The organism is Chryseobacterium sp. HR92 (assembly GCF_045689405.1).
In the GTDB taxonomy this organism is placed as follows: Bacteria; Bacteroidota; Bacteroidia; order Flavobacteriales; family Weeksellaceae; genus Chryseobacterium; species Chryseobacterium viscerum_A.
The window spans coordinates 2,353,142-2,365,714 of sequence record NZ_CP139139.1 but is presented as its reverse complement, the minus strand read 5'-3'; the positions used below and the strand labels follow the sequence as shown (position 1 = coordinate 2,365,714).

Annotated in this window: 14 protein-coding genes; 8 read left to right on the top strand and 6 right to left on the bottom strand. The window is 35.8% G+C overall.

All coding sequences use genetic code 11. The features are described 5' to 3' along the window. Positions 1–614 precede the first annotated feature (614 nt). The 5 genes from SFA27_RS10655 to SFA27_RS10635 all read left to right on the top strand — a co-directional run bounded on the left by SFA27_RS10655 (position 615) and on the right by SFA27_RS10635 (position 3,446). A complete protein-coding gene (locus tag SFA27_RS10655) occupies positions 615–947 on the top strand; it encodes an ArsR/SmtB family transcription factor (RefSeq protein WP_407298015.1) in 333 nt (110 codons plus the stop codon). A 214-nt stretch (positions 948–1,161) separates the two neighbouring features. Next, the gene (locus SFA27_RS10650; protein ID WP_407298013.1) at positions 1,162–1,638 is read left to right on the top strand and encodes an SRPBCC domain-containing protein; all 477 of its coding nucleotides are present in this window, start codon (positions 1,162–1,164) and stop codon (positions 1,636–1,638) included. Between the two features lie 124 nt (positions 1,639–1,762). Beyond that, a complete protein-coding gene (locus tag SFA27_RS10645; RefSeq protein WP_407298012.1) occupies positions 1,763–2,347 on the top strand; it encodes a YdeI/OmpD-associated family protein in 585 nt (194 codons plus the stop codon). Between the two features lie 11 nt (positions 2,348–2,358). Next, positions 2,359–2,757, top strand: a complete 399-nt coding sequence (locus SFA27_RS10640) for a DoxX family protein (protein WP_407298011.1) — start codon at positions 2,359–2,361, stop codon at positions 2,755–2,757. 134 nt (positions 2,758–2,891) lie between these two features. Further along, on the top strand, positions 2,892–3,446 hold the full coding sequence (locus tag SFA27_RS10635) for a DUF4256 domain-containing protein (RefSeq protein ID WP_407298010.1): 555 nt from the start codon (positions 2,892–2,894) through the stop codon (positions 3,444–3,446). A 36-nt stretch (positions 3,447–3,482) separates the two neighbouring features. Here SFA27_RS10635 and SFA27_RS10630 read toward each other — a convergent pair whose 3' ends face one another. Next, positions 3,483–4,442: a hypothetical protein gene (locus SFA27_RS10630; protein ID WP_407298009.1), complete on the bottom strand. Its 960-nt coding sequence runs from the start codon at positions 4,440–4,442 to the stop codon at positions 3,483–3,485. Positions 4,443–4,595: 153 nt separating this feature from the next. On the opposite strand from SFA27_RS10630, the gene SFA27_RS10625 reads away from it, so the two are divergent. Beyond that, entirely contained in the window at positions 4,596–5,099 is a 504-nt protein-coding gene (locus SFA27_RS10625) for a hypothetical protein (RefSeq protein ID WP_407298008.1), read from the top strand. Between the two features lie 151 nt (positions 5,100–5,250). On the opposite strand, the gene SFA27_RS10620 is transcribed toward SFA27_RS10625, so the two are convergent. Further along, positions 5,251–6,285 carry an aminotransferase class I/II-fold pyridoxal phosphate-dependent enzyme gene (locus SFA27_RS10620; RefSeq protein ID WP_047374609.1) on the bottom strand — a complete coding sequence of 345 codons (1,035 nt, stop codon included), beginning with the start codon at positions 6,283–6,285 and terminating at the stop codon, positions 5,251–5,253. Positions 6,286–6,370: 85 nt separating this feature from the next. Here SFA27_RS10620 and SFA27_RS10615 point away from each other — a divergent pair, with 85 nt between their 5' ends. Then, positions 6,371–7,024, top strand: a complete 654-nt coding sequence (locus SFA27_RS10615) for a metal-dependent transcriptional regulator (protein WP_264517845.1) — start codon at positions 6,371–6,373, stop codon at positions 7,022–7,024. Positions 7,025–7,386: 362 nt separating this feature from the next. Next, on the top strand, positions 7,387–8,115 hold the full coding sequence (gene blaIND / locus SFA27_RS10610) for an IND family subclass B1 metallo-beta-lactamase (protein ID WP_264517844.1): 729 nt from the start codon (positions 7,387–7,389) through the stop codon (positions 8,113–8,115). Between the two features lie 52 nt (positions 8,116–8,167). On the opposite strand, the gene SFA27_RS10605 is transcribed toward blaIND, so the two are convergent. The 4 genes from SFA27_RS10605 to SFA27_RS10590 all read right to left on the bottom strand — a co-directional run bounded on the left by SFA27_RS10605 (position 8,168) and on the right by SFA27_RS10590 (position 12,483). After that, positions 8,168–9,343 carry an aminotransferase class V-fold PLP-dependent enzyme gene (locus SFA27_RS10605; protein WP_407298007.1) on the bottom strand — a complete coding sequence of 392 codons (1,176 nt, stop codon included), beginning with the start codon at positions 9,341–9,343 and terminating at the stop codon, positions 8,168–8,170. Positions 9,344–9,443: 100 nt separating this feature from the next. After that, positions 9,444–10,583, bottom strand: a complete 1,140-nt coding sequence (locus SFA27_RS10600; RefSeq protein ID WP_047374599.1) for a hypothetical protein — start codon at positions 10,581–10,583, stop codon at positions 9,444–9,446. A gap of 25 nt (positions 10,584–10,608) precedes the next feature. Further along, positions 10,609–11,511: a TssN family type VI secretion system protein gene (locus SFA27_RS10595; protein ID WP_047374597.1), complete on the bottom strand. Its 903-nt coding sequence runs from the start codon at positions 11,509–11,511 to the stop codon at positions 10,609–10,611. 54 nt (positions 11,512–11,565) lie between these two features. Further along, positions 11,566–12,483, bottom strand: coding sequence for a type VI secretion system baseplate subunit TssG (locus SFA27_RS10590; protein WP_407298006.1), 918 nt, complete (start codon positions 12,481–12,483; stop codon positions 11,566–11,568). Positions 12,484–12,573: the final 90 nt, after the last annotated feature.

The following is a 12,573-nucleotide window of genomic DNA, read 5'->3' as shown; positions in this document are numbered from 1 at the left end:
CTTTAAACTATTAAGAACATATTAAGCCGTTAAGATTATTAAGAGGAATATCTACAGACATTCATAAAAGTTGATGTCTCATTCAAATTTATTTGAATCTTAATTTTACTTAAAAACTTCACCTCCCTTAATGCTTCAGAAATCTCGCGCTGATCAAACAGATTGCACAGATTATTAAACTCAAAAAAATCCGCGTCATCTCCAAAATCTGTGAGAAACTATCACCACCTTCATCAGGCAAGTCCACTTGCCCTCTTTGCTCCCTAAAATAAGCACCTCATCAGATAAAAACTTTGCGTTTAATATAAAAATAATCTCGCGCTGATCAAACAGATTGCGCAGATTGTTACATTCAAAAAAAATCCGCGTCATCTGCAAAATCTGCGAGAGACCATCAAAAATCATATTGATTCTTCATAATCTACTTCCCTTTCCAGGATAATCTGGTTTCTGCTTACCGTAACCAATATTCTGTCTCCCGCCTGAAAACCACATTGCTGTACCCACTTCCCTGTTTTATGAGAATATTCTATTCATATTTAATATCAATATTTTCAAAAAAAACTTGCGTAGTTAAATAACTACATATATATTTGTAGTCAAATAACTACACGATGAATTTAAGAAGAGATGTATTTCAGGCGATAGCAGATCCTACAAGACGATCTATATTAATTTTGGTGGCGGCACAGTCAATGACAGCGGGAGCCATTGCTTCTAATTTTGATACGGCGAGACCTACCGTTTCAAAGCATCTCCAGATCCTTACAGAATGTGAACTGCTGAAATCTGAACAAAACGGCAGAGAAATTATTTATCACCTAAATCCCAATAAAATGAAAGAAATAGCCGATTTTATAGAACCCTTCCGCAAAATGTGGGATGAAAAGTTCAACAAGCTGGAAAGTGTAATGAAAGCGTATCAGAATGTGAATAATAAGGCATAAAAGATGATAGACGGATAGATAATAGACAATGGCTTCAAAGTTTAATTTGTGGATGTCAATAGTCAATTTTGCTTCGCAAGTCAATGGTCAATTGGCCGTGAACAGGATAACAACCTTGAACATTAAACTTTAAACCTTGAACGATTGTATTCTCAAACTCTAGAACTCTCCCACTCTAATACTCAGAAAACCCTCAAACACCAAAACTCAAAATATGGAACTTAAAACAAAAATCCACGCAGAAGACGGAAAACAGGAAATCTTCATCATCAGAGAATTTGATCTTCCTGTAGAACTGCTTTTCAAAGCGTATACAGAAGCTGAACTTTTTGAACAATGGATGGGCACCAAAGTGACAAAATTTGAAAACAAACAACACGGAAGTTACCGGTTTGAAACATCCAATCCTCAAGGCGATGTGGTTTTCAGTGCCAACGGAACTATTCATGATATTGTTCAGAATGAGAAAATTATAAGGACTTTTCAGATGGAAAACACTCCGTTTCCGGTTCAGATTGAGTTTTTAGAATTTGAAAAAATGACGGATACTACCAGCAAAATTACCATCCAAACCATTTATAAATCTGTAGATTTCAGAGATCAGCATCTGAAAATGCCATTCGCTCAGGGCATTAATATGGCGCATAACCGTTTACAGGAGATGTTAGGTAGCAGAATAGGTAGCAGGTAGCAGATTATAGGTTATAGGAATGCTATATCGAAATATGCGGGATACGAGGTTCGAGGTTTATATCCAACCCCAACTCTCCCACTCTAATACTCTAATACTCTCAACCCATCAAACATACAACACCATGAATCCAAAAGTCAATTTTTTCTTTGATGAAAACCAGCAATGGCATAAAGAATTTGAAAAATTAAGAACAATTGCCCTAAGCACCGAACTTGTAGAAGATTTAAAATGGGGATGCCCGTGTTATACCTATGAAGCGAAAAATATTTTCCTGATCCATGGTTTTAAAGAATATTGTGCACTTCTCTTCTTTAAAGGAGCTTTGATGAAAGACCCGGACCAAATCCTGATTCAGCAGTCTAAAAATGTACAGGCTGCAAGACAGGTTCGTTTTACGGATGTAGATCAAATCAATGATTTGGAAGATGTTCTTCGCAGCTATATGTTTGAAGCTGTTGAAATAGAAGAATCAGGTGCTAAGGTTGAAATGAAGAAAACAAAAGAATTTGAAATGGCTGAAGAGTTTCAGAACAAACTGGATCAGAATCCGGCATTGCAGGAAGCTTTTCAAGCATTAACTCCCGGAAGACAAAGAGCTTATCTGCTCCACTTTTCTTCTGCCAAACAGTCCAAAACCCGTGAAGCCCGCATTGAGAAATGTATTCCACAAATCATGGACGGAATAGGATTAAACGACTCACTATAAAAAAACAGATCATGAACACACCACAACAATCACAAAAAAGAACAAAAATCATCTATTGGATATTCACGCTTTGGATGGCCCTGGGAATGGTTTCCACAGCAATTGTACAACTGATGAAAAGTAAAGATGAACTGCTCAATTTTACCAATCTGGGCTACCCTTCTTATCTGATGACCATCATCGGAATATGGAAAATATTAGGCGTTATTGCCATCCTGATTCCAAAACGTCTGTTATTAAAAGAATGGGCATATGCAGGATTTTTCTTCGTCATGTCAGGAGCTGTAATTTCCCATCTGATCGTGGGAGATACAGCAGGAAGAACTTTTCCGGCGGTATTATTATTGGTACTGGTTATTATTTCCTGGTATTTCAGACCTGCAGACAGAAAAATCACTATTATTGATTAATAATTTTTAAGAAAAAAATCAAAAATTTTATCGCAGATAAAATCCTTGCGCATAAAAAAAACTCTTATTTGTAAAACTTGCACCTTTGCGATTATCCAACACTACAAACCAATTCAAGTAAAACAAAATTTGATATGAAAAAGAAACTGACCCAAGAACAAATCAACGAACTTTTAAAAACACTAAAAGTCCGTTTTGAAAAAAATATGAACCGTCACAAAGACCTAAAATGGGAAAAAATTCAGCAAAAATTGGAAGCCAGCCCTGAAAAAGTCTGGTCTTTATATGAAATGGAAACTACAGAAGGTGAACCCGACGTTGTAGAATACAATAAAAAAACAGATGAATACTCCTTCACAGACTGTTCCCCGGAAAGCCCGAAACGCAGAAGTCTTTGCTATGATTACCTGGCTTGGGATACACGAAAGGCCAACAAACCAGAAAGCAATGTCATCGACAAAGCTAAAGAAATGGGGATTGAACTTTTAACAGAAGAACAATACCGCAGTCTTCAGGAACTGGGAAAATTCGATCAAAAGACATCAAGCTGGATAAAAACGCCATCACAGGTAAGAGAGCTTGGAGGCGCACTTTTCTGTGACAGACGATATAATACTGTATTCACCTATCATAATGGTGCAGATTCTTATTATGCCGCCAGAGGATTCAGAGGAATACTAAAAGTGTAATCAGGAGAATTGACTGAGATCTTTTATCAGAATAATTTAGGAATCTCTCAACCAGGGAGATTCCACACTCCAGAAGATAATTTTTACTCCAAGATAGTTTTCAGCATATTCTACAAATTCTTCTTTGGTAAAAGGTTTCTTAGTTTTCGGATTTTTATAGGTCAAAGTTGGTTCCTGAACCGCCATGGCCACTAAAGGCAGCTTTCCTTTGTATTGATTAAAGAAAGGATAAGAGTTTTTCATCTGCCCTTTTTTATTCGGAACAATATCAGGCCCTCCCAGCCCTATATTATTTTTATACGCAAAATCAAACAGTCTGGACATGTATTGATGGTCATTGTTCCATTCGCATGGAAAAAAATTGACATACTGCAATACATTGGATTGATGGAAAGCATCTCTCGCAAACTTCAGATTTTCTAATTCTGCCTGAAAATATCGGTCACAGCTAAAACCTGTTTTATCTGCTTTCATTTCTATATCTACTGATGTTTCGGGAAGATTAATTCCCTGAATCTTTCCGTCAAATTTCTTTGCCAGTTCTCCTATCAGTTTCTGAAATCTCACACGGACAGCAGAATTCCATTGCTGGGTAACCCATCCGCTTCCAACAGGTTTATTTTCGCCCGGATTATCATATTGAGGAACCAATCCTCCTGTATATTCTTTATCATTCAACACATAATCAGGAATATATCTGGCCTGTGGCTCAAAAAACCTGTCCTGAAGCTGAATAAATAATTTTCTATTGACGGAAGTTAAATATTCAAGATCTTTTTCAATCACAGAAAAATCATACACATCTTTTGAGGTTTCCAAAGCTCTCCAATTATAAACAATCTGCACTCCTCCGATATCCTGACGAGTAATCATTTTTTCTATTTTCCTAAGGTCTCCGGAAGAGGTATAGATATAATTCTGAGGCGTCTGCCCTGACATAAAATGCAGACCGAGCATAAGTAATCCCAATCCCAGTGCTTTGGTAATCTTTTTCATTACAATCAATTTTGCATTGTCATTCATTTTTCGTGCCTAAAATATTCCGATTAATGAGAATTAGAAAATTATTCTTATTTATGAGCAATATTCTTTATTCTATAAATAGTTTATTATTTTTGAGCTTCAAAATTTGATTTAACAATTAAGGATATGAAAAAATTAATCTTATTGGGTACTGTATCAGCTTTTTTAATCAACTGTAATAAAAAAACTGAAGCTCCGGCTCCCAAAGCAGCTGCAGATACCATTGCTGTTGAAGAACCTGTAATAGATACATTGGGACCAAAATCGTTCTGCTATATCGGGGTAACAGGAAAAGACAGTGTTTTTGCTTCTATTGATGATAATTTAGGAACAATTACCGGAAAGTTATCTTATAAAAACAGTGAAAAAGACAGTTCAAAAGGAGATGTAACCGGTTTCAAATCCGGAGATACGCTGAAACTGACTTACGAATTTGCTTCAGAAGGGAAAAAAAGCAAAAGAGATATTTACTTTATCCAGAAAGACAATGCTTTAACAGAAGGAATTGGAGATCATAAAGAGGAAGACGGACAGTCTAAATATGCGGATGAGAAAAAAATAAGCTATAAAGATGGACAGAAGCTAAGCTCTGCAGACTGTAAAGTAGTAAGCGAAGCTTTGAAAAAATAATACATTATTAAAATAAAAAGAGGCTATCTCAAAAGTCCAATAGCCGACTTTTGTCATTCTGACGAAGGAAGAATCTCTATAATAAACAACTACATGAGATTCTTCACTACATTGCATTTCGTATGACAGTTTTGAGACAGCCTCTTCATTTTTATGTTAATTCTGTTTCAATAATTTCAATAAATCGGTTTACTGCTTCATCGCCAGTATTCCAGGAAGTAATAAGGCGTATTGCCGAGAAATTTTCATCTACTTTTTTCCAGACATAGAATTCAAAATTTTCAGACAAAACTTCAATAAGATCATTACTCAGAATAGGAAAAATCTGATTGGTATAGGTATCTGAAAGAAATGCCGTTCCTTTTTTCTGCAATGCATTCTTAATTTTCATAGCCTGCTGATTGGCATGTTTCGCCAGATCAAAATACAGGTTATCTTTCATGAGTTCCATAAACTGTATTCCCAACAGCCTTCCTTTGGCTAACAATGCACCTTTCTGTTTGATATTAAATGCAAAATCCTCCTGAAGAACAAGATTGTTAATAACAATAGCTTCGCCTATCAATGCCCCGTTTTTTGTGCCTCCAAGATAAAAAACATCTGTCAGAAGAGCTACTTTTTCCAGGGTAAGATCACTGATTTCTGAAGTCAGGCCATGTCCCAGTCTTGCTCCATCCATAAACAGGTATAATTTCTTTTCTTTACAAAATGCTGAAAGCTCTTCCAGTTCTTTAGCCTGATAAATGGTTCCCAGCTCTGTAGAATTGGATATATACACCAGTTTAGGCATCACCTGATGGGGTGCATTGCTATGTCCTTCTAAAACCGGGATAATATCCGACGGTCTTAATTTTCCATCTGCTGTTTCAATACTCAATACTTTATGACCTGTGGCTTCAATAGCTCCTGTTTCATTATTCAGAATGTGGCCGGGAGCGGCAGAAATTGCACATTGGTAGGGCTTTAAGATTGCTGAAATAACAATTAAGTTAGCCTGCGTTCCTCCTGAAACCAAAAAAACTTCAGAATTCTGATTGTTGATTTTTTCTTTGATTAATGTTTTTGCTTTTAATGAATACTCATCTTCTCCATATCCGGCCTGCTGATCAAGATTATGCTGTAAAAGGGCCTGTAATATATTTGGATGGCACCCTTCAGAATAGTCGTTTTTGAATGAAAATTTCATAGAGTAAAAGTAAAAAAAGTTAAAATAACAAGAGTGAACTTTTCATTTTATTTTGTTAGATTTGTATTGAAAATCATCTAACATTTTGAAAACAACCCTAACAGAAGAGAATTACCTGAAAGCTTTGTTTCATTTAGTTGACAATGAAGGAAAGGTTACGATTAATGAGCTCAGCAAATTTTTGAATGTAAAAATGCCGAGCGTCAATAATATGATGAAAAAGTTTGCAGAGAAAAAGTGGGTCATCTATGAAACCTACAAACCATTAATTGTTACAGAAAGCGGAAGACGTGAAGCATCTCTGGTAGTTCGTAAACACAGACTTACCGAAATGTTTCTGGTTAAAAAAATGAATTTTGGCTGGGAAAATGTTCACGAAATTGCAGAACAGCTTGAACACGTGCATTCTCAAATTTTTTTCGAGAAAATGGACGAAATTCTTGATTATCCTAAATTTGATCCTCATGGAGAACCTATTCCTGATAAAGACGGAAATATTATTTCTCAGGATCTGGAGAAACTAAGCAATTGTGAACCTGGAGAAAATGTTACTTTTGCCTCAGTTACTCTTTCTGATGATGCTTTCCTGACTTATCTGAATGACAGGAAACTGCTCCTTGATACCAAAGTGAAAATCGTTAAAGTTGAAAATTTTGATAAATCAATGACCATAGAAATTGATGGCAAAACAGAAATTTTAAGCAAAAAAGCGACCGAGAAAATACTCGTAAAGAAATAGATCATTAAAACTGAAAAAATAAACCTAACAGGTTTCAAAAACCTGTTAGGTTTGACATTTAAAAGCTTAAACTCTTAAGAGCATTTAAGGAATAAAGTATAATTAAGATAAATTATTCTGATGGTTAAACTTAACGCATTTGTCTTAATACTCTTAACAACCTAATATAATCTTAATGGTTTAGAAATATTTGATTTTAATTTTTTAAGCTATTACAGAATCTATATGTTGATACTGTTAAAAAACGGTTAAACTTTCTTTCATAAAATACCTGAAATTTTATTTTTAACTACGTTTGCAGAACTTTCCACAGGCTTTGTCTTTCTGACGAACGCTAATCTTTAATTATTACTTAAAAAATTATGAAAAAAAGCATTCCGTTTTTTATTATTTCGATGTTATTAAGCCCATTGGCAAATGCTCAGACCACTCAGGTAAGAGATTTTGTTATTGAACCACAAATTAAGCCTAACTTTTATATTTATAAAACTTTCGGAGTATTCGGAGGTAAAGAATATTCTACCAATGCAGTTTATCTGGTGACCAAAAAAGGAGTTGTTTTGTTTGATGTTCCATGGCAGAAATCACAATACCAAAGTCTGCTGGACACGATTCAGAAGCGACATAATCTTCCTGTTATTGCTGTATTTGCTACCCATTCACACGAAGACAGAGCCGGAGATTTAAGCTTTTACAACAAGAAAGGAATTAAAACCTATGCTACAGCGAAAACCAATGAAATTCTAAAGAAAGAAGGAAAAGCAACTTCTACTGAACTTATAAAAACTGGAAAACCTTACCGCATTGGCGGAGAAGAATTTATAGTAGACTTTCTGGGTGAAGGACATACTGCCGATAATGTAGTAGTCTGGTTTCCAAAATATAAAATACTGGACGGAGGATGTCTTGTGAAAAGTAAAGCAGCAGTTGACCTTGGCTATACCGGAGAAGCCAACGTAGCACAATGGCCGCTAACCATGACAAAACTGAAAAACAAATATTCACAGGCAACCCTGATTATTCCCGGTCACGATGAATGGAAAGGAGGTGGACACGTAGAACATACTCTTGATCTTCTGAACAAAAAATAAAATTAGAGAGCCCTGGCATTCGCCAGGGCTCTCTAATTTTAAAGCCATCATTCTAATGATTAATATTTTCTAAAAGTTGTGACACTCTTTCAATTTCTTCCATAGTATTAAAATAATGGGGTGATAACCGAATGGCATGATCTACATTTTTAGTGGTAAAATCAATTAATGCATCTCCTTTATAATTCTCTTTAAAAAACACTCTATTCTCACTCAATATTTTGTGAATCTTTTCGACCTTTCCATCCGCCTGACAAAAGGTAACAATGCTGCTTAATCTATTTCCTTTGTCCAAAACTCTGAAATCATACTTCTGCAGATTGATCCTTAATGTATCTGCCAACGTACAATTGTAGTTCTCGATTTGATCTATCCCAATAATATTGGCATAGCGTAAGGCCTCTGTAAATCCCAACAAAGCAGCATAAGGTCTTTCAAAAAATTCAAATCTTTTAGCCGAACCATTGAGCTGATAGTCATCAAAAGAAGTCCACTTTGCTCCAAAGCTATCTAAAAATAAAGGATACATGTTTTCTCTTAAGGCCTTATCTGAAACATACAAAAATCCTGTTCCCCTTGGTCCCCGCATAAATTTTCTTCCCGTTGCTGTCAGAAAATCACAATTGATTTTCTTAACATCTACCACAATTTGTCCTACAGACTGACAGGCATCCACAAGATAAAGAACATTATATTGTTTGCATAAGTTCCCCACTCCTTCTATATTTTGAATTAAGCCAGAATTGGTAGGAATATGGGTGACAGCAATTAATTTAGGATTATGCTTTTTGATTAAATTTTCAAAATCTTCAAGATCCAGCTCGTGGTCAGGCAGATTAGCAACTCTGACGATTTCAATATGATATCTTTTCTGCAAAGAAATAAAAGCAATCTGATTGGATATATAATCATCATTGGTAGTAATGATACAGTCTCCCTCTACAAAAGAAATACTGGACAAAGCTTTTGCGTAACCATCTGTTGAGCTGCTTACAAATGCAATATTGGAAGGTTTTGCATTAATCAGTTTCGCAGTCTCTTCATAAAACCTGCTTATATGGGCTGAGTTTCGTACCACAGTCGCATATCCTCCAAACTCCTGTTCTTCATATAAAAATTTAACCGTAGTGTCTACAACAGCCTTAGGCATTAATGATGCGCCTGCACTATTTAAAAATATTTTATCCGAACACCCCGGCGTTTCCTGTCTGATAACCTCTAAATTCATTTTTATCAATCCTTAAAGCAAATTTACTTTTAATTTTTTCTGTATACCCGCATAAAAAATCCCGAATTTTCATCCGGGACTCTATTTTTAATACATGATTTTAATCTAAAACACTCCAACCTCTCTTAGGGTTTGTATTAGTAGAAACTTCCTGCTCGTTAACGATGATGTTTTCTTTTCTCTGACCGATGTAATCAAGTTCGCTTAGTTTAGAGAAAATTGTTTCAAGGCTTCTCAGCATCTGCTGAATGTAAAGCAATGGCTCACCACAGTTATGATGATCGTAATTGGTTTCTGCTACAATAGAAAGCTGGTTCAATAAAGTATGAGGGGCAATCTCACTCCATTCTAAACTATAGTTCAGCATTTCTTCCAGTTCAGCAGGAACAAGAAGCTGTGTAGAATTATATAGATGAAGGGCTAATCTTGCAAAAGACTCAATCAGAAATACTGGTGGCTGCCAAGGGGTAATATTTCTGAATTGGAAATACATATCTCCAAATGTATTTACCATTGTACTGCACAGAAACTTAACATTTTGTGCCAAAGCTGTATTTTGATTTTTATGAGACGTCTTCTGAATAATTTTAAAAGCATACTGCTGAAGATTCCCGATAGACTTTGCATAGCTGCTGTAATACTCCACCAAAGCCGGATGACTCTGTACAGAAGTGCAAGGTGGAATAAAGTTGGAATCTACCTGCGCAATGTTTCCTTTTAAATCTACTTTCCCAATGATAAGGTAATTACCTCCCGAGTAGCTGCTGTTCAAAGAAGTTACAGGAAGCAGTTCAATATGGTGATTCGGCTGTGCACTGGGGTGACGTGGCGGAATTTCCTCAGGGTCAATATCACCAAATGGAACTTTATCAAAAGGATTTACAGAGATTAGGATATAATATTCTCCATCTGCCTGCTCTTCGTTCATTGATTTCGCCAGAGACTTCACGCTGATTCTTCTGTCTGTCAGTTCAATGCGGTATCCTGCCATCGTAACGGCACTGCAACGCTTGATGACCAGCTGTACATCATTAGTTGCTGTATTGTGAACATCAAAAATGGTACGGTCTGTAAATTCATTGGAAATAGGCAGAAGTCCGTAGTTATATGTAGTAATTCCAAGGGAATTAGAATCTCTGATGGTATCAATTAAGAAATTATCCTGATCATTCAGGTGTCTCTGGGAAACTTTCATCCCATCCACCCAATTGATTGCAAAATGTTTAATAGGCTGTATCATGTTTAATACTTTTTAATTTTTGTGTTTATGATTTTCTTGTGACTCCCTCCTCTTCATGCTGAATAACTCTCTTACAAATCACCACTTCATTTTCAGAGATGCTGTTTGTCGTAATGTCGTGGTCGAAATCTATATATTTTCTAAAGCTGAAAAACGATTTTTTAGTGTAAAAGATCCAGTAGTATGGCTCATTTCCTTCGTCTGAAAGATGAATAACAGATCCTGGATTCTTATGGTTGTAATCATCTACTACCCTGTAGAACCAATCTCCGAAAGTAACTCCCGTTGGAAGTGTTTTCGCTTTGATTCTGAAACGGTTGGTATCTTCTAGTTTTTTGCTCAGTTCAACATTCAATACCATTAATCTGTCAAAATCTGCACCCTCGAAATCAGGCAGCTTCTGCTCTGGTGAATATCTCCATGTTTTATAAATATCAAAAGGAATTGTGATAAACTGGATATAACAATAGTAAAATACCATCGGAACTACAAAGATCAGCATACTTGTTGCCGCCATTACAGCATATCCTGTTCCTTTACTCATCCAGTTAAAGATCAGTGTAAAAAGATACCCTCCCAAAGCGATACACGTCAATGAAAGTATAGACTCAAACAGAATACTCATTGCCAGAGAATCGATGTGCTTTTTGAAATACTTATGCAATAAATTCACATGAATAATCCCAAAAATAAGATAAATAACCTGTGCGATGAGATACCAGTACGGATTAAAGAGATTTCCGGCAAATCCGAAAAATCCCGGTATGGCCAGGCATAAACTGCACAGAAGCACGTATATAATAATTACTTTAATTTTTATCGCAGGTTTATTTCTTCGGATTACACCCAGTATAACCATCATAATAATTGCGATTAAAGGCATTAAGATATACCTTAAAAAAATACCTTTTACTGAAGAAATTTCCATTTGTTTCTTTTCGAATTTATACTTTGTTGGTAGTTGTAAATATAATAAAATAATTTAGAGGAATGTAGAGTATCCAAGGCGGCTGGCATTTCTTCCATCGTCTTCAAGACTGAATGAATATTCCTCTTTTTCTGTAACAAAATTCTCTTCCACGTCAACTGTTACCGGAAGAAAATAATCATACAGTGACTGAAGTACATTTCTGAACAGACTTCCCGGGATATATTTTTTCATGTCTTCATAAGGAATCGGACCAATATTTACCACCCAGTTTCGCTGCCCGTCCATATGAGGTCCGCTTGGAATATAGGTGACTCCTAATCTTGAATTTCCCAATAACATGGAATTATCATTTTTCTCAATCTCATCAATGATATTGGGTGAAAAAGTTACGTTTACCGGTACCTGTAGAAAAGCGGTCATACATCTCTCAAACCATTTTTTGTCTCCCCGAATATGATGGAAAAACGGCAGAATATGCATAAAAATATAAGCATTCTGTTTATCCAGCATCTTTATCAGAGGCCAAAGCTCACTTACCGTTTCCAATAAAGAATCTGTATTGCTTGTAATATCAAATTCTGATTCTTTAAGTAAAGCACTGATTTCCGTAAAAAAAACTTCCAGTTCAAAAGGACGGAAAAACTTACGGGCATCATCTTCTACCCTTTTCTGTTTGCGGATTTCCCTTACCACAGTATCTACATTCTTTCTGGAAGCTCCAAGAGATGGCGGATGAAATAATCCTTCCGGAAGATAGTCATAAATACCCTCTCTGTAACTCTCTATGGTAAATACTTCCTCATCAAATCCTAAATAGCTGCTTGAAATGCTCTTTATATCCTTCAGGTAAGCACGGTCGTTCACGCCTACACGCTCAATAAATATATTGCTTACCGCACGGTGGTATTTCAATAGATTAACAGCCACAGCTTCAGCCTTAAAGTCTGTCTGCAGCTTATTGTAATGCATATCTACAATATTAGTCTCATACATAGTGTTTCCTCTGATTATGACTTGTAAAGATAATATATCTCATAAGTTTGAAAAAATATTTTCTAA

Excerpts from the sequence above, each read along its gene's own strand:
- SFA27_RS10655 (WP_407298015.1), top strand. The coding sequence starts at position 615 with ATGAATTTAAGAAGAGATGTATTTCAGGCGATAGCAGATCCTACAAGA.
- SFA27_RS10650 (WP_407298013.1), top strand. The coding sequence starts at position 1,162 with ATGGAACTTAAAACAAAAATCCACGCAGAAGACGGAAAACAGGAAATC.
- SFA27_RS10645 (WP_407298012.1), top strand. The coding sequence starts at position 1,763 with ATGAATCCAAAAGTCAATTTTTTCTTTGATGAAAACCAGCAATGGCAT.
- SFA27_RS10640 (WP_407298011.1), top strand. The coding sequence starts at position 2,359 with ATGAACACACCACAACAATCACAAAAAAGAACAAAAATCATCTATTGG.
- SFA27_RS10635 (WP_407298010.1), top strand. The coding sequence starts at position 2,892 with ATGAAAAAGAAACTGACCCAAGAACAAATCAACGAACTTTTAAAAACA.
- SFA27_RS10630 (WP_407298009.1), bottom strand. The coding sequence starts at position 4,442 with ATGAAAAAGATTACCAAAGCACTGGGATTGGGATTACTTATGCTCGGT.
- SFA27_RS10625 (WP_407298008.1), top strand. The coding sequence starts at position 4,596 with ATGAAAAAATTAATCTTATTGGGTACTGTATCAGCTTTTTTAATCAAC.
- SFA27_RS10620 (WP_047374609.1), bottom strand. The coding sequence starts at position 6,285 with ATGAAATTTTCATTCAAAAACGACTATTCTGAAGGGTGCCATCCAAAT.
- blaIND (WP_264517844.1), top strand. The coding sequence starts at position 7,387 with ATGAAAAAAAGCATTCCGTTTTTTATTATTTCGATGTTATTAAGCCCA.
- SFA27_RS10605 (WP_407298007.1), bottom strand. The coding sequence starts at position 9,343 with ATGAATTTAGAGGTTATCAGACAGGAAACGCCGGGGTGTTCGGATAAA.
- SFA27_RS10600 (WP_047374599.1), bottom strand. The coding sequence starts at position 10,583 with ATGATACAGCCTATTAAACATTTTGCAATCAATTGGGTGGATGGGATG.
- SFA27_RS10595 (WP_047374597.1), bottom strand. The coding sequence starts at position 11,511 with ATGGAAATTTCTTCAGTAAAAGGTATTTTTTTAAGGTATATCTTAATG.
- SFA27_RS10590 (WP_407298006.1), bottom strand. The coding sequence starts at position 12,483 with ATGCATTACAATAAGCTGCAGACAGACTTTAAGGCTGAAGCTGTGGCT.